General features: G+C 53.5%; 11 protein-coding genes and 1 rRNA gene. 4 read left to right on the top strand and 8 right to left on the bottom strand.

Annotated elements, in window-relative coordinates:
* Nucleotides 1-27: 27 nt before the first annotated feature.
* Both WB371_RS22320 and WB371_RS22315 read left to right on the top strand, forming a co-directional pair.
* On the top strand, nt 28-1,113 hold the full coding sequence (locus WB371_RS22320; RefSeq protein WP_336222175.1) for a polysaccharide pyruvyl transferase family protein: 1,086 nt from the start codon (nt 28-30) through the stop codon (nt 1,111-1,113).
* Between the two features lie 213 nt (nt 1,114-1,326).
* Nucleotides 1,327-1,599 (top strand): DUF3811 domain-containing protein, encoded by a 273-nt coding sequence (locus WB371_RS22315; RefSeq protein WP_336222174.1) that lies wholly within the window; start codon nt 1,327-1,329, stop codon nt 1,597-1,599.
* Here WB371_RS22315 and rluF read toward each other — a convergent pair.
* Nucleotides 1,596-2,471, bottom strand: coding sequence for a 23S rRNA pseudouridine(2604) synthase RluF (gene rluF / locus WB371_RS22310; RefSeq protein WP_336222173.1), 876 nt, complete (start codon nt 2,469-2,471; stop codon nt 1,596-1,598). The genes WB371_RS22315 and rluF overlap by 4 nt on opposite strands.
* 324 nt (nt 2,472-2,795) lie before the next feature.
* Here rluF and pepE point away from each other — a divergent pair, with 324 nt between their 5' ends.
* A complete protein-coding gene (gene pepE / locus WB371_RS22305; protein ID WP_336222190.1) occupies nt 2,796-3,485 on the top strand; it encodes a dipeptidase PepE in 690 nt (229 codons plus the stop codon).
* A gap of 54 nt (nt 3,486-3,539) precedes the next feature.
* Here the strand turns inward: pepE and WB371_RS22300 are convergent, their stop codons facing one another.
* Together WB371_RS22300 and metH are read right to left on the bottom strand one after the other, a co-directional pair.
* The gene (locus WB371_RS22300) at nt 3,540-5,168 is read right to left on the bottom strand and encodes a Na/Pi cotransporter family protein (protein ID WP_336222172.1); all 1,629 of its coding nucleotides are present in this window, start codon (nt 5,166-5,168) and stop codon (nt 3,540-3,542) included.
* Nucleotides 5,169-5,399: 231 nt separating this feature from the next.
* Nucleotides 5,400-9,083 (bottom strand): methionine synthase, encoded by a 3,684-nt coding sequence (metH, locus tag WB371_RS22295; protein ID WP_336222171.1) that lies wholly within the window; start codon nt 9,081-9,083, stop codon nt 5,400-5,402.
* Between the two features lie 195 nt (nt 9,084-9,278).
* Here metH and iclR point away from each other — a divergent pair, with 195 nt between their 5' ends.
* Nucleotides 9,279-10,103 (top strand): glyoxylate bypass operon transcriptional repressor IclR, encoded by an 825-nt coding sequence (gene iclR / locus WB371_RS22290; RefSeq protein WP_336222170.1) that lies wholly within the window; start codon nt 9,279-9,281, stop codon nt 10,101-10,103.
* A gap of 56 nt (nt 10,104-10,159) precedes the next feature.
* Here iclR and aceK read toward each other — a convergent pair whose 3' ends face one another.
* The 5 genes from aceK to rrf all read right to left on the bottom strand — a co-directional run bounded on the left by aceK (nt 10,160) and on the right by rrf (nt 16,723).
* Nucleotides 10,160-11,944, bottom strand: coding sequence for a bifunctional isocitrate dehydrogenase kinase/phosphatase (gene aceK, locus WB371_RS22285; protein ID WP_336222169.1), 1,785 nt, complete (start codon nt 11,942-11,944; stop codon nt 10,160-10,162).
* Between the two features lie 104 nt (nt 11,945-12,048).
* Nucleotides 12,049-13,353 (bottom strand): isocitrate lyase, encoded by a 1,305-nt coding sequence (gene aceA / locus WB371_RS22280; protein WP_336222189.1) that lies wholly within the window; start codon nt 13,351-13,353, stop codon nt 12,049-12,051.
* 157 nt (nt 13,354-13,510) lie between these two features.
* Nucleotides 13,511-15,112, bottom strand: coding sequence for a malate synthase A (gene aceB / locus WB371_RS22275; RefSeq protein ID WP_336222168.1), 1,602 nt, complete (start codon nt 15,110-15,112; stop codon nt 13,511-13,513).
* A gap of 267 nt (nt 15,113-15,379) precedes the next feature.
* Nucleotides 15,380-16,309, bottom strand: a complete 930-nt coding sequence (gene metA, locus WB371_RS22270; RefSeq protein ID WP_336222167.1) for a homoserine O-acetyltransferase MetA — start codon at nt 16,307-16,309, stop codon at nt 15,380-15,382.
* A 298-nt stretch (nt 16,310-16,607) separates the two neighbouring features.
* Nucleotides 16,608-16,723 (bottom strand): 5S ribosomal RNA (rrf, locus tag WB371_RS22265).
* Between the last annotated feature and the right edge of the window lies 1 nt (nt 16,724).

Raw genomic sequence — 16,724 nt, 5'->3', positions numbered from 1 at the left:
TATCACCCTGTAAATAAACGAGGAAAAATGAAAGCATTTATTATAAATGATACCGAAAAAGAATATCACTGGGGATGCTATGGGACCTCTTCCGCGATAAAAAAACAACTTATGGATAGAGGTGTAACAGAAATCGCGTCAGTTTCCTGCAAAGAAGGCAGCAAGCCCGAAAATACCTCAAAAAAATGTCTGCTGGTTTACAGTAAAAATCCATTAATACGCTATATTGCGCAAAAATATTATGTCAGCGTAATGCGCAGAAAATTACCTGCAGTATGGCAAGCAATGCTCGATAGCGATTATATCGTCATCAATGGTGAAGGAACGATAAACAGCATTCATGTCGCCACACGCTTTATCTTCTTCATGGTGTTTATCGCAAAAGAGGTGATGAAAAAACGAGTCTGCATCATTAATCACTCCTGCTACCCTAAACGGGATAAGCCAAAACAAATGCAGTACTATCAACGCGTATACGCAAAGTGCGATTTCATTGCCGCCAGGGAACCAGCTTCACAGCTTATCATTACTGAACGCTTAGGAGTAAAGGCCACGCTCGCCTTTGATAGCCTGCCATTGTCCGTCAAAGAGACAGAAAATATTCCCGCCAGCCTGTATTCTGGAAAATATATATGCGTTTCGGGCGCAGTCAATTATGATACCCGCAATTCAGCGTTAATTGCATCAGGGCTTCGTGATAACTACCCTGATCATCACATCGTCTATTTAACCGGTTCCGCGTCCGGTATGAATAATGAAGATCCTGACGTGATTGCAAGCCTGCAAAAATATATCCCGGAAATGATCGTCCATGATGCGCACTCTTTTACCGAGTGGTTATCCGTTATCAAACATTCAGTACTGTTAATATCTGGTCGCTACCATTACTCCGTTGCCGCCATGTGCTTTGGAACACCCATGATCTGCTTTTCATCGAATACACCTAAAATCGATGAAGTCAATAAACTCTTCCGCTTACCGAAATGTGTGAAGACCCGGGATGAATTTATGCATGCATTGAATAGCGTAGGGGCATTCTCGTGGACGCCATTACTGGATGAGATGTGTCATCTGGCAGAACAAAATTATATCTTCTTACCCCTTCGTACATAGCCCGGCTAAACTCAGGTTTTGCCGCCCTGCCTGACGCCCTGTACTCGGTCTGGCGCAACCGATATCAACCACCTCATCACGGATAAGAGTGTTAAAACAACGGTTTATTGGCAGCAGAATTTCGCCAGAAAAATGCGAATTGCTGACTGAACGCTATCCGCCCGTGGCGTCTTGCCGTACACTGAAATGACCAGGCACACTGAGGGCAACCGTATGGCACTCCCCCGCATTACCCAAAAAGAGATGACCGAGCGCGAACAGCGCGAACTGAAAACGCTGCTCGACCGCGCCCGTATCGCGCACGGTCGCCCGTTAACCAACGCGGAGACCAACAGCGTGAAGAAAGAGTACATCGACAAGTTGATGGCGTTGCGCGAAGCAGAGGCGAAAAAAGCCCGCCAGTTAAAGAAAAAGCAAGCTTATAAACCGGATTCTGACGCGTCATTTTCCTGGTCAGCGAATACGCCGACGCGCGGCCGACGTTAACGTCCTTTTTTCTTACGCCCCGGTGAGGTAAAGCGTTTACCGTTTGCTGCCGGGCGTGATTTCTCTTTTTCCGCCGTTTTTTCGATCTTCACTACCGGGCGCTTAATCCCCGCCGCTTTTGGCTTCGCTTTAGCTTTTGGCTTCGCTTCTGAAGAGGAATTTTCGATGAGTTTAAACAGCGTGATCAATTCGTCATCCGTCAGGTCACGCCATTCCCCCAGCGGCAAACCGGAGAGACCCACGTTCATGATGCGTGTACGTTCAAGCTTCGTCACTTCATAGCCGAAATGTTCGCACATGCGTCGAATCTGGCGGTTCAACCCCTGAATCAACGTAATGCGAAAAACGAAGGGCGCTTCTTTCTTGACCTTACATTTTTTGGTGACGGTACCGAGAATTGGCACGCCGGCACCCATCCCACGAATAAACTCGTCGGTAACCGGTTTATCAACCGTTACCAGATACTCTTTTTCATGGTCGTTGCCGGCGCGCAGGATCTTATTCACCAGATCGCCGTGGTTGGTCAGAAAGATCAGTCCCTGGGAGTCTTTATCCAGACGGCCAATTGGGAACACGCGTTTACTGTGGTTAACGAAATCAACAATGTTGTCACGTTCGCTGTCTTCGGTGGTGCTCACAATCCCCACCGGCTTATTCAGCGCGATAAAGACCAGATCTTCCGCTTCACGCGGCTCAATCAACCGACCATTCACCTTCACGACGTCGCCAGACATCACCTGATCGCCTATGGTGGCGCGCTTGCCATTGATGAAGACATTCCCTTGCTCAATGAAGCGATCCGCTTCACGGCGCGAGCAAATTCCGCTTTCGCTGATGTATTTGTTTAATCGGGTAGATGAGTCGGGCAGCATAATTTCTCCTTTGACAGCGAAATATACCCTACCTTACGAGCGATAAAAAATAATCGTGAGGGGCTTAACCTGCGTCAGCGAATCTGCATACCAATCATCGACAGAACTTCAGGCAAGTCAAGAGCATTTAATATAACCCCGCCACAGCGTTAGTTAATGATGATGAGACTTATGTCGCAAAGGCATTGGGCGTCAACCTCACCGTTAAATAATGAATTTACCTTCCCCCGCCCCTTTCAACATCGTGAGCCATATCAGTAAGTCGCTACTGTGCCAGTGGTAGCATTACCACGTTTTGTAATTTTTTGATTTGATGGAGAAATGATGGAACTGCTTTTATTGAGTAACTCAACGCTGCCAGGCAAAGGCTGGATGGAACACGCCCTGCCGCTGATTGCGGAGCAACTGAACGGTCGTCGTTCGGCGGTGTTTATCCCGTTCGCAGGCGTGACGCAAACCTGGGATGAATACACGGAAAAAACAGCCGCCATCTTCGCCCCTATGGGCGTCAAAGTGGTGGGCATTCACAGCGCGGCCGATCCGCTGGCAGCCATTGAAAATGCAGACGTGGTGGTGGTTGGCGGCGGAAATACTTTTCAGTTACTGAAAGAGTGCCGTGAACGCGGGTTGTTGACGCCGATTGTTGACGTGGTTAAACGCGGTGCGTTGTACATTGGCTGGAGCGCAGGCGCGAACCTCGCTTGCCAGACCATCCGTACCACCAACGATATGCCCATTGTCGATCCGAAAGGGTTTGATGCGCTGGGCCTGTTCCCGTTACAGATTAACCCGCATTTCACCAACGCGCTGCCAGAAGGCCACAAAGGCGAAACGCGTGAACAGCGTATTCGCGAACTGCTGGTTGTCGCGCCAGAGCTGACGGTGATCGGTCTGCCGGAAGGAAACTGGATCAAGGTAAGCAAAGGCCAGGCGGTACTTGGCGGTCCAAGAACCACGTATGTGTTTGAAGCCGGTAAAGACGCGGTGCCGCTGGAAGCAGGACACTGCTTTTAGTTGATTTGTGTCTGATGCCGGATACGGCAAAGCCGCCATCCGGCATTCATTATTTCAATACTCCCGTTCGTCGTCTTCGTCCGGCTGTTCCAGCACGCTGTAAGCCACGGAACAAAACAACGAGTTCAGACGCTGCATATCGCCCAACAAGCCCAGATGCAAAGAACTGGTCTCGATACTTTGCACGTTCTGCTGGTGCAGGCGGTCCACGTGAGCGTGCGAATAGCGGCGATTAAGGATGCGGAAACGATGCTTACTGCGCCGCAGCCGACGCGCGCTGGTTACGTCGCCGGAGAAAAAGACCGACATCGCCAGTTGCAGGTTACTGAGCAGTTGATCGTACAGCGCATCCAGCTCTTTTAGCCCCTCAATTGAGAACGCCCGACGCGCCGCCAGCGACTTATCAGCAATCTCGCTGCCCATTCGTTCGACAATATCTGAAGCCTGCTCCAGATTGAGCGACATCTCGATAATCTCCGCCCAGCGGCGCGACTCCTCTTCCGCCAGTTCCTCTTTCGGCATCCGCGCAAGATAGAGTTTAATGGCGGTGTAGAGCACGTTGATGTCATCCGCGATTTTACGCAGCTCTTTCTCTTCACGCGGCTCACCGTGCATCACCTTCTTCAGCCCTTCCATCATCTGCTCCATCGCATCCCCGATACGCAGCGCTTCGCGGGCGGCGTTGGCCAGCGCAAGCGTAGGAGTATCCAGCGCGCTGACGTCCAGATGTTTTGGTTTGAGATGCGCATCCAGCTCCGGCTCGTCGCGGATGATGCGCTTACAGAAACGCGCCATCGGCTCGGCAAACGGAACCATTGCCAGGCAGCGGACCAGGTTGTAGAAAACGTGGAAATAGATAACCAGCTCGGATTTCGCCAGCGGCAACTCATCCATCAGATTCGCCAGCGGATGAACAAACGGCAGAATAATCAGGCTACCCACCAGCTTAAACAGCAGGCTGCCGAGCGCCACGCGACGGGCAGCAGCATTCGCCGCACTGTTGTTGAGCATCGCCAGCAGGCCGGAACCGAGGTTGGCGCCAATCACCAGACACAGCGCCACCGGGAAGGAGATGATCCCCGCTGCGGTCAGGGTGGCGGTTAACAGCACCGCCGCAAGGCTGGAATAACTGATGATAGCGAACATCGCACCGATCAACGCATCCAGCAAGATATCGCCGGTCAGCGAGGCGAAAATCACCTGTACACCGTTGGCCTGCGTGATGGGGGTCACAGCCTGCACAATCAGTTCCAGCGCCAGCAGGATCAGGCCCAGGCCAATCCCCACGCGCCCCAGTTGCCCGGCTCGGGACTGTTTGCGGCCAAGAAAGAAGATCACGCCGATAAAAATCAGCAGCGGCGACAGCCACGATAAATCGAAGGTGAGGATACGCGCCATCAGCGCGGTCCCCACGTCAGCGCCGAGCACAATCACCAGAGCGGGGGTCAGTGCGACAAGATCCTGGGCGACAAACGAGGTCACCAGCATGGTAGTGGCGTTACTGCTTTGCACCAGCGCAGTCACGCCAATTCCCGCGCAGAAGGCGAGCGGTTTCTTTTCAACACTCCGGCTAAGCACGGTACGCAGGCGAGCGCCAAACACGCGCATTACGCCAGTACGCACAATATGAGTCCCCCAGACCAGCAGGGCAACAGCAGAAAGCAGGTGAAGCAGCGTTAACACGGAATCTGGTACTCCTTATTGTTATAGGTTTCCGGGACTCATCGCGTCGGTATCATGCCTGATGACGCTGCGCTTATCCGGCCTACAACTAGCCGGATAAGGCGTTTACGCCGCCATCCGGCAAGCCACGCTCATAAGTCTTTCTCAAGTATAAGGGTTTAAACGTAAGAAAGAGACAGGGCGCTCAATGAGCGCCCTGTTAGTTGTAAGAAAAGTTAACGGTTTGATGAATCAATCCGCATCGTAACCCAGGTTCGGCGCCAGCCAGCGTTCAACCTCAGCAACGCTCATCCCTTTACGGAAAGCGTAATCCTCCACCTGGTCGCGCTGAATCTGCGCCACCGCGTAGTATTTGCTGTCCGGATGGCTGAAGTACCAACCGGAGACTGATGCGCCAGGCCACATGGCATAAGACTCGGTGAGCTTCATCCCGGTGTGTTTTTCCACATCCAGCAACTGCCAGATGGTACCTTTCTCCGTGTGCTCAGGGCAGGCTGGATAGCCCGGCGCCGGGCGGATACCCTGGTAGTTTTCGCGGATCAATTCCTCATTGCTGAGGTTCTCGTTCGGCGCATAGCCCCAGTAAACTTTACGCACGCGCTCGTGCAGATATTCCGCGAATGCTTCCGCCAGACGATCCGCAATCGCTTTCACCATGATCTTGTTGTAATCATCGTGCTGCGCTTCGAACGCCTCTGCCAGCGCGTCCTCTTCCAGCCCGCCGGTTACAGCAAAAGCGCCAATATAATCGGCTTTACCGGAGAGCTTCGGCGCGACAAAGTCAGACAGACAGTAGTTGGCGAAGCCCACTTTTTCCGTCTGTTGACGCAGATGATGACTGACCGTCAGCACGTGGGTGCGCGTTTCATCACGATAGATTTCAATGTCATCACCCACACGGTTTGCCGGGAACAGCCCCACCACACCGCGCGGATTCAGGGTTTTGTCCGCGCTCAGTTTGTCCAGCATCTCATTGGCGTCTTTAAACAAGCGCTGCGCCTCAACGCCTACCACCTCATCTTCCAGAATGCGCGGGTATTTCCCCGCCAGCGACCAGGTCATAAAGAACGGCGTCCAGTCGATGTAGTTACGCAGGGTTTCGATGCTGGCTTCCACCTCCTGTACGCCCAGCCGGTGCGCCACCGGCGGGGTATAGCTCGCCCAGTCGAAGGCCAGATCGTTTTCACGCGCGGCGTCGAGTGTGACCGGCGGCGTGCGTGGCTTTTTACGACCATGCTGGATACGCACGGTTTCATACTCTTTTCGGGTGCGGGCGACAAAGTCGTCGCGCTGGGTATCGGAAAGGAGCGCCGCCACAACACCAACGGTGCGAGAGGCGTTCTGCACGTAGACCGTCGGCCCGCTGTAGTTCTGTTCGATTTTTACCGCTGTATGGGCTTTTGAGGTTGTCGCGCCGCCAATCAGCAGCGGAATGGTGAAGCCCTGACGCTCCATCTCTTTCGCCACGTTCACCATTTCATCCAGCGACGGAGTAATCAATCCGGAAAGGCCGATCAGGTCCGCGTTCACCTCTTTGGCGGTTTTGAGGATCTTCTCTGCCGGCACCATCACGCCCAAATCGACGATTTCATAGTTATTGCACTGCAACACTACGCCAACGATATTCTTACCGATGTCATGGACATCGCCTTTCACGGTGGCGATCACCATTTTGCCGTTACTGGAACCTTTCTCTTTGCTGGCTTCAATAAACGGTTCGAGATACGCCACCGCCTGCTTCATTACGCGAGCCGATTTCACTACCTGCGGCAGGAACATTTTTCCTTCGCCAAACAGGTCGCCGACCACGTTCATGCCGTCCATCAATGGTCCTTCGATAACCTCGATCGGTCGGGCGGCCTGCTGGCGCGCTTCTTCGGTATCCTGCTCGATAAATTCCGTGATGCCTTTGACCAGAGAATATTCGAGGCGCTTTTTAACTTCCCACGTGCGCCACTCCGCCAGTTGCGCGTTAGCCGTTTCATCACTCTTGCTGCCGCGATATTTCTCTGCCAGTTCCAGTAATCGCTCGGTGCCATCATCACGGCGGTTGAGGATCACATCTTCTACCGCATCCCGCAGTTCAGTCGGGAGATCGTCGTATATCGCCAGTTGACCAGCATTCACAATCCCCATATCCATGCCATTGCGAATGGCGTAGTAGAGGAACACTGCGTGAATCGCTTCGCGTACCGGGTCGTTACCGCGAAACGAAAATGAAACGTTGGACACGCCGCCGGAGATCAGCGCATGCGGCAGTTCACGTTTGATGTCTTCACAGGCGCCAATAAAGTCCTGAGCGTAGTTGTTGTGTTCTTCAATCCCGGTCGCCACCGCGAAGATGTTCGGGTCGAAAATGATGTCTTCCGGCGGGAAACCCACCTCTTCGGTAAGAATGTGGTACGCCCGGCGGCAGATCTCGATTTTACGCGCGCGGGTATCGGCCTGGCCCTGCTCATCAAAGGCCATCACCACAACAGCCGCACCGTAACGACGCAGCAATTTCGCGTGATGGATAAAGGTCTCAACCCCCTCTTTCATCGAAATAGAGTTAACGATGCCTTTCCCCTGGATGCACTTCAGCCCCTTCTCAATGACCTCCCATTTCGAGGAGTCAATCATGATCGGCACGCGGGCAATGTCCGGCTCACCGGCAATGAGATTCAGGAAACGCACCATCGCCGCTTCAGCGTCGAGCATCCCTTCATCCATATTGATATCAATGATCTGTGCGCCGTTTTCGACCTGCTGACGGGCAACATCCAGCGCTTCGCTGTATTTTTCTTCTTTGATGAGGCGCTTAAATTTGGCAGAGCCGGTGACGTTGGTCCGTTCGCCGACGTTCACAAACAGGCTGTCATCACCGATATTGAGCGGCTCAAGGCCGGACAGACGGCAGGCGACCGGGATTTCCGGCAGTTTACGCGGTGGTAACCCTTCAACCGCGCGGCTCATCGCCGCAATGTGTGCAGGGGTGGTGCCGCAGCAGCCGCCGACGATATTCAGAAAACCCGCTTCGGCCCATTCGCGGATTTGTTTCGCCATCGTGTCGGCATCGAGATCGTATTCACCAAAGGCGTTGGGCAGACCGGCGTTCGGGTGCGCGGTCACATAACATTCGGCGATGCGCGATAGCTCTTGCACATACTGGCGCAGTTCATCCGGCCCCAGCGCACAGTTCAGACCAAACGTGAGCGCCTCGGCGTGGCGCAGCGAGTTATAAAAGGCTTCGGTGGTCTGGCCGGAAAGGGTACGGCCAGAGGCATCCGTGATGGTGCCGGAAATCATGATCGGCAGATCAACGCCCAGCGCGTCCAGCTCCTCTTTCACAGCGAAAATCGCCGCTTTCGCATTCAGCGTGTCAAATACGGTTTCGATCAAAATCAGGTCGCTACCACCTTCCACCAGCGCTTTGGTCGATTCACGGTAGGCCGCCACCAGTTGGTCGAAGGTGATGTTACGAAACGCTGGGTCATTAACATCCGGCGATATAGACGCGGTGCGGTTGGTTGGCCCCAATACACCCGCCACATAGCGCGGTTTTGCCGGATTTCGTGCAGTCCACTCATCGGCGCAGGCGCGGGCCAGTTTCGCCGCCGCAAAGTTGATCTCCGCCGACAGCGATTCCATCTGGTAATCTGCCATCGCGATGGTCGTGGAGTTAAACGTGTTGGTTTCGATGATATCCGCGCCCGCGTCAAAATAGGCATTGTGGATGGCGGTTATCACCTCGGGCTTGCTCAGCACCAGCAGGTCATTGTTGCCTTTCAGATCGCACGGCCAGTCGGTAAAGCGTTCGCCCCGGAAATCCTCTTCCCCCAGACGGTAGCTCTGGATCATCGTCCCCATGCCGCCGTCCAGCACCAGAATACGTTCATTTAACTGCGCACGCAGTTGTTCAACTTTGCTGCTCACACTTGCTCCTGACAACGCTCAACCAGACCGAAAAAACTCAACAGGTCATACTGGCATAAACCTGGGAGGCGGAAAAGAGAACAACGGGCAACATGAGACATGTTCAGCTTCACTCATCCGATCAGTACAAGACTGCTTGCATTATAATTGAATAAAACGAAAATGATTTCCACGATACAGAAAAAGGAGCTTGCCATGGTTGCCCCCATTCCCGCAAAACGCGGCAGAAAACCCGCCGCGACAACCGCCCCCGCAGCCGGCCAGGTTCAGTCGCTCACGCGTGGCCTCAAACTGCTGGAATGGATTGCGGAATCCAACGGCAGCGTGGCGTTGACCGAACTCGCCCAGCAGGCTGGCTTACCCAATTCCACCACTCACCGTTTACTGACGACCATGCAACAGCAGGGCTTTGTGCGTCAGGTGGGCGATCTTGGGCACTGGGCGGTGGGCGCGCATGCGTTCATCGTTGGCAGCAGCTTTTTGCAGAGTCGCAACCTGCTGGCCATCGTCCACCCGATTCTGCGCAAACTGATGGAAGACTCCGGCGAAACGGTGAACCTGGCGGTGCTGGACCAAAGTGATCATCAGGCGATTATCATCGATCAGGTACAGTGTACCCAACTGATGCGTATGTCAGCGCCGATTGGCGGTAAGTTACCGATGCACGCCTCTGGCGCGGGTAAAGCGTTCTTATCCCAGTTAAGTGAGGAACAGGTGACGCAGTTGTTGCACCGCAAAGGGTTACATGCGTATACCCACGCGACGCTGGTTTCTCCGGTTCACCTGAAAGACGATCTCGCTCAGACCCGTAAACGCGGTTATTCCTTTGATGATGAAGAACATGCGCTGGGACTGCGCTGTGTGGCGTCGTGCATTTATGATGAGCATCGCGACCCCTTTGCCGCGATCTCCATCTCCGGTCCCATTTCGCGGATCACCGACGACCGCGTCACGGAATTTGGCGCGATGGTGATCAAGGCGGCCAAAGAAGTGACGCTGGCCTATGGCGGGATTCGTTAAAGCTGTCTCGCCGATAGCATTTTAGATTTTAGCCAGGCCTGATAAGCGTAACACCATCAGGCAGATCGGCGCACATTGCCGGATGGCGGCGCAGGTGCTTTATCCGGCCTACGGTCAGTTTCATAACGTACGCTGAAACGCTGGCGACGGCGGTATGCATAAACATCTTCGATATGCCCTTCCCGAATGCGCGTCTGTAGCGCGCGCCAGTAGTCGGCGCGAAACAGGTCGGCGTGCATCTCTTCAAACAGCGGTCCTATGCGCGGATCGGCGCACAGCCAGTGACGAAACTCCTCGGGAAAGACATCGCCCGGCGAAACGCTGTACCACGGCTCGCTGGCCAGTTCATCCTCCGGGTAACGCGGCGGTGGAATGTCGCGGAAATTCACTTCCGTCATATAACAGATTTCATCATAATCGTAGAACACCACGCGACCGTGACGGGTGACGCCGAAGTTCTTAAACAGCATGTCACCGGGGAAGATATTAGCGGCGGCAAGCTGGCGAATCGCATTGCCGTACTCTTCAATCGCATCCCGTAGTTGCTGGCCTTCCACCTGTTCAAGCCAGATATTGAGCGGCACCATCCGCCGTTCAATATAGAGATGGCGAATGACAATTTGATCGCCAAGGTCGGTTATTTTCTCCGGCACTTCCTGTAATAACAGCGCCATAAGCGCGGGGCTTATCTGTTGTTTCTCCAGGACGAAGTTTTCGAACTCCTGGGTATCCGCCATACGCCCCACGCGATCGTGTTCTTTTACCAGTTGATAGCAGGCGCGAACGTGTGCCGCTGACATCTCTTTTTGCGGCGCAAACTTGTCTTTGATAATTTTAAACACCCGGTCGAAGCCTGGCAGCGTAAAGACCAGCATCACCATGCCCCGTATACCCGGCGCTTCAATAAACTGCTCATCACAGTCACTCAGATACAACAAATATTCCCGGTAACTCTCCGTCTTTGCATGCTTCTGGCAGCCAATCGCCATGTACAGCTCGGCGGTGGTTTTACCTGGCAGGATCTCGCGCAACCACTCAACCAGCGCGGCAGGCAGCGGTGCGTAAACCATGAAATAAGAGCGGGCAAAACCGAACACGATACTGGCTTCCGCCGTAGTGGTCAGGCAGGTATCAACAAACAGTTCACCGTCATCGGTGCGATGGATCGGCAGCAAAAAGGGCAGCGTTGCGGATGGAGTGATGAGCTTACCCACCAGCCAGGCGGCTTTGTTGCGATAGAACAGTTCGTTTGCCACCTGCAAATGGCATCGCTGCAATGTCTCCTCGCCAAAGGTTTCATTCAGATGTGTGATGATGTAGCGGATATCACGCCCTTTATTCTCCCAGGGCAGACGTAGCGGGAGATCGCTAAGCACGCGCGTCAGCAGCGGTTCCCAGCCGTTATCGGGGAAAAAATCTTTCGCCAGCGGGCGAGGGATTGTCCGAAAGCGACGCTCTGGCTGAGAGCTAAAGATAAAAAGCCGCTCGGGAGTGAGCGAGCGGTGGTCAAATAACCGACAGTACACGGAGTTAAAAAAACTCTCCGCAATCTCGAAGCGCGGGTAATCCGGCAATAGCCGGGTGTAATGCTCTTTAACACGCAGCAAAAACGCCGCATCGGTGCTTTTGCCGTCGGTAATGCAGCGCAGTTGTTCCACTACCAGACCCACATGGTGGTCGTAGAGATGAATACGGCTTTTCATTGCCTGCTGCACAGCATGCCAGTCGGCCTGTTCAAAACGCTGTTGCGCGCCGGAGGTCACTTCCAGAAATCGCCCATACTGCGCGTCGAAGCCTTGCAGAATGGTTTGAGCAATCAGTAACTCCAGGCCACGCGTCATCGTTTCTCCCCATCCGGCACAATGTTATGCCGGATAGCGTATTCGCTTATCCGGCCTGTTCCTTACAGACCCGGTAAGCGCAGCGCCACCGGGCATCAGGACGATCAGAACTGCGATTCTTCCGTCGAACCGGTCAGCGCAGTCACCGAGGATGTGCCACCCTGAATGATGGTGGTGACCTTATCGAAGTACCCGGTCCCCACCTCCTGTTGGTGGGAGACAAAGGTGTAACCGTCTTTGCCAGCCGCGAATTCCGGTTGCTGAACCTTCTCAACGTAATGCTTCATGCCTTCACCCTGGGCATAAGAACGCGCAAGGTCGAACATGTTGAACCACATGCTGTGGATCCCCGCGAGGGTGATGAACTGGTACTTGTAGCCCATATCCGACAACTGCTGCTGGAAGCTGGCGATGGTTTTGTCATCCAGATTCTTCTGCCAGTTAAACGACGGCGAGCAGTTGTAGGCCAGCAGTTTGCCCGGATACTTCGCGTGAATGGCATCGGCAAAGCGTTTCGCCAGTTCAAGATCCGGCGTGGAGGTTTCACACCAGACCAGGTCGGCATACGGGGCGTAGGCCAGACCACGGCTGATCGCCTGTTCAATGCCCGCATGCGTACGGAAGAACCCTTCGCTGGTGCGCTCGCCAGTAATAAATTCACTGTCATACGGATCGCAGTCAGAGGTAATCAAATCCGCGGCATCGGCATCCGTACGGGCAATCACCAGTGTCGGTACCCCCATAACGTCAGCCGCCAGACGCGCCGCCACCAGTTTCTGTATGGCTTCCTGCGTGGGCACCAGCACTTTGCCCCCCATGTGACCGCACTTCTTCACCGACGCCAGTTGATCTTCGAAGTGAACCGCCGCTGCACCGGCCTCAATCATCGATTTCATCAGCTCAAAGGCATTCAGTACGCCGCCAAACCCGGCCTCCGCATCGGCCACGATCGGCAGGAAGTAATCCACATAGCGCGGATCGCCAGGTTCAATGCCGCTGGACCACTGGATCTGATCCGCACGACGGAAGGTGTTGTTGATCCGATCCACCACGGCCGGGACGGAATTCGCCGGATAGAGTGATTGATCCGGATACATGCTGGATGCCAGATTCGCATCCGCCGCCACCTGCCAGCCAGACAGGTAAACGGCTTCAATACCGGCTTTCGCCTGCTGTAATGCCTGACCGCCGGTTAACGCCCCGAGGCTGTTGATATAGCCTTTTTTCGATTCGCCATGCAGCAGACGCCACATTTTTGCAGCACCCAGTTGCGCCAGCGTGCATTCCGGGTTAACCGAGCCGCGTAATTTCACCACTTCCTCCGCGCTGTACGGGCGACGAATGCCTTCCCAGCGCGGTTGTGTCCACTCTTTTTGTAATTCTTCAATTTGTTGGGTACGGGTTTTCATGTGCAGATGCTCCATATTATTCTCCTGGCTTCCCAGGCGTTATTGGTGAAGGCAGTTTGGTCACGGGAAGTCACGCAAAAACCGGAGCGTACTGATAGTACGTAAGGATTTTGAGCACTTCCCCGGGCCAAAATGGCGAACAAAATAGCCTGGGCATTTACGCCAGCAGGCGGTAGCCTGGCAACGTCAGGAAATCGATTAAGTCATCAGAGGTGGTGATTTGTTCCATCAGGCGTGCCGCGTCATCAAAACGGCCGCTGCTGTAGCGGTGTTCGCCCAGTTCGTCCTGAATCACCAACATCTCTTCAGCTAACATCTGGCGGAACAGCGCCTTAGTGACCGGTTTACCGTTGCTCAGGGCTTTCTCGTGATGAATCCACTGCCAGATAGAGGTGCGGGAGATTTCAGCCGTCGCCGCATCTTCCATCAGGCCATAAATCGGTACACAACCGTTTCCGGAGATCCAGGCTTCGATGTATTGCACCGCGACGCGAATATTGGCGCGCATCCCTTCTTCAGTCCGCTCGCCTTCACACGGTGCCAGCAGATGTTCTGCGGTAATCGGCGCATCTTCATCGCGGGTGACAAACAGTTGGTTTTTGTTCTCGCCCAGCACCTCGTTGAAGACCGCCATCGCGGTATCAGCAAGCCCGGGATGCGCAATCCACGTGCCATCGTGACCGTTGCTGGCTTCCAGCGCTTTATCCGCTTTCACTTTGTTGAGCACCTGATTGTTGCGCTCCGCATCTTTGCTCGGGATGAATGCCGCCATACCGCCCATCGCGAAGGCACCGCGCTTGTGGCAGGTTTTAATCAGCAGACGCGAATAGGCGCTGAGAAAAGGCTTATCCATCGTCACCACCTGGCGATCCGGCAGAACGCGATCCGGATGGTTTTTCAACGTTTTGATATAGCTGAAAATGTAATCCCAGCGACCGCAGTTCAGGCCGACGATATGGTCGCGCAGGGCATGCAGGATCTCGTCCATCTGGAACACCGCTGGCAGCGTTTCAATTAACAGCGTGGCTTTGATCGTGCCGCGCGGTAAATTGAAGCGATCTTCGGTATAGCTAAAAACTTCACTCCACCATGCCGCTTCCTGCCAGGCCTGCGTTTTCGGCAGGTAGAAATAAGGGCCGCTACCTTTAGCCAGTAACGCTTTATAGTTGTGGAAGAAATAAAGGGCGAAGTCGAACAGGCTGCCTGGAATGGCTTCCCCACGCCAGGTCACGTGTTTTTCCGGCAGGTGCAGACCGCGTACACGACAAATCAGTAGGGCCGGATCGGGTTTCAACTGGTAAATTTTCCCGGCTTCGTTGGTATAGCTGATGGTGCCGTTTACCGCATCACGCAGGTTAATATGGCCGTCGATCACTTTGCTCCATTCCGGTGCCAGCGAATCTTCGAAGTCTGCCATAAAGACCTTCACATTCGCGTTCAGCGCATTGATAACCATCTTGCGCTCAACCGGTCCGGTGATCTCTACCCGACGATCCTGTAAATCGGCCGGGATGCCGCGAATCTTCCAGTCACCATTACGAATGGAAGCCGTTTCCGAAATAAAATCAGGCAACTTTCCGTTGTCGATATCCTGTTGTTGCTGAATGCGGGCCGCAAGCAACTTGTTACGCTTTGGCGTAAAGCGTGCCACCAGTTCAGTGACAAATTCGACCGCTTCTGCAGTCAGGATCTGTTTCTCTGGCTCACCGTATGGCCTGGTGAAGATCAATTCATCGGTGGTCGTTGCCTGTTGATTCATTCTTAACTCCTCGTCATTCAAAAGAAGGCATCCCCAATGCGAACGAAGGATCGCTGTGTGCTTTTCGTTCAGCACCACTAAGACTACTCATTTAAAAATCAAAATCAAAAACAATTTCCATTTTTAATTTAAATATCAATTAACCTATTGATAACAATAAAAATAAAGTTTAATTACAAGATGAAGTAAATTTCGAAAACAAAAAAGGCACCCGAAGGTGCCTGATTCAACATGCTGAAACGCTTTAGGATCGTCAGCAGTAGAGGATTAATCCAGCGTAGGATTCATGTGACGCAGATCATATGGCGTGATCTGATAGACGTAATAGTTGAGCCAGTTAGTGAACAACAAATTACCGTGGCTTCGCCAGGTGGCACGCGGCTTGTTTTGGGGATCGTTTTTCGGGAAATAGTTGTACGGAAGCTCGGGACTCAACCCGGCTTCCACATCGCGGAAATATTCACTGGCTAACGTGTTGGCGTCATATTCCGGATGCCCTGTGACAAACGCGATACGTTTGTCTTTGCTGGCAAACAGATACGCATCACCATCCTCTGTCTCAGCAAGGATCTCAAGATCGGTGTAATCACGGATCAGGGCTGCAGGGAAATCCGCATAACGTGAATGCGGGGCCAGGAACGAATCGTCAAAACCACGCGTCAGTAGCGCGTGAGGATGAAGGATATGATGCTCATAAACCCCAGACAGCTTATCCGTGCGGGTTTGTTTTGGGATACCGTAGAGAATATTGAGTGCCGCTTGTACCGCCCAACAGACAAACAGCGTTGATGTAACGTGATCTTTCGACCATTCCAGCACCTGCTTAATCTGCGGCCAGTATGCGACGTCATTAAACTCCACCAGGCCAAGCGGCGCACCGGTGACGATCAGACCGTCAAAGTTCTGGTCGCAAATATCTTCAAAGTTGCAGTAAAAGTTGTTCAGATGCTCGGCTGGCGTGTTACGCGATTCACGAGCATCAATGCGCAGAAGCTGAATATCCACCTGTAATGGGGAGTTCGACAACAGGCGCAGAAACTGGTTTTCTGTCTCAATTTTCTTCGGCATCAGGTTGAGGATAAGTACCTTAAGCGGACGAATTTCCTGACCTGAAGCGCGGGAGGTCGTCATGACAAAGACGTTTTCCTCACGCAAGAAATTGACGGCGGGTAGCTCGTCCAGCACGCGAATCGGCATAACCTGATAACCTCACAACATACGTTTAAACGTTTAGACATCCAGATAGCTGAAGATAACCAGAAATGACATTAATGTCGAGTCTGCATGTTAAAGGTGAGAAAGTTTCACGAAGAAAAGTGGGTGACGGGGCGCGCAGAGATCGACGAACCTGGACGGCTGTATCCGTTATTGCCTTTGCGTTACCACAAAGTCTCGTCCTGACGGTAGGCCGGATAAGGCGAAGCCGCCATCCGGCAATTTTTCACATAACGCAAAAAGGCCCGGTCTTTCGACCGGGCCCTTCGCTTTATTTGATGCCTGGCAGTTCCCTACTCTCGCATGGGGAGACCCCACACTACCATCGGCGCTACGGCGTTTCACTTCTGAGTTCGGCATGGGGTCAGGTGGGACCACCGCGCTACGGCCGCCAGGC

Source organism: Citrobacter amalonaticus, assembly GCF_037053465.1.
Lineage (GTDB): Bacteria > Pseudomonadota > Gammaproteobacteria > Enterobacterales > Enterobacteriaceae > Citrobacter_A > Citrobacter_A amalonaticus_H.
Note: the sequence above shows the minus strand (reverse complement) of the source record. Positions and strands in the feature narration are given on the sequence as shown.

Bases quoted from the DNA above. Each gene is read 5' to 3' on its own strand.
- WB371_RS22320 (WP_336222175.1), top strand. From the start codon at position 28: ATGAAAGCATTTATTATAAATGATACCGAAAAAGAATATCACTGGGGA.
- WB371_RS22315 (WP_336222174.1), top strand. From the start codon at position 1,327: ATGGCACTCCCCCGCATTACCCAAAAAGAGATGACCGAGCGCGAACAG.
- rluF (WP_336222173.1), bottom strand. From the start codon at position 2,471: ATGCTGCCCGACTCATCTACCCGATTAAACAAATACATCAGCGAAAGC.
- pepE (WP_336222190.1), top strand. From the start codon at position 2,796: ATGGAACTGCTTTTATTGAGTAACTCAACGCTGCCAGGCAAAGGCTGG.
- iclR (WP_336222170.1), top strand. From the start codon at position 9,279: ATGGTTGCCCCCATTCCCGCAAAACGCGGCAGAAAACCCGCCGCGACA.
- aceK (WP_336222169.1), bottom strand. From the start codon at position 11,944: ATGACGCGTGGCCTGGAGTTACTGATTGCTCAAACCATTCTGCAAGGC.
- aceA (WP_336222189.1), bottom strand. From the start codon at position 13,353: ATGAAAACCCGTACCCAACAAATTGAAGAATTACAAAAAGAGTGGACA.
- aceB (WP_336222168.1), bottom strand. From the start codon at position 15,112: ATGAATCAACAGGCAACGACCACCGATGAATTGATCTTCACCAGGCCA.
- metA (WP_336222167.1), bottom strand. From the start codon at position 16,309: ATGCCGATTCGCGTGCTGGACGAGCTACCCGCCGTCAATTTCTTGCGT.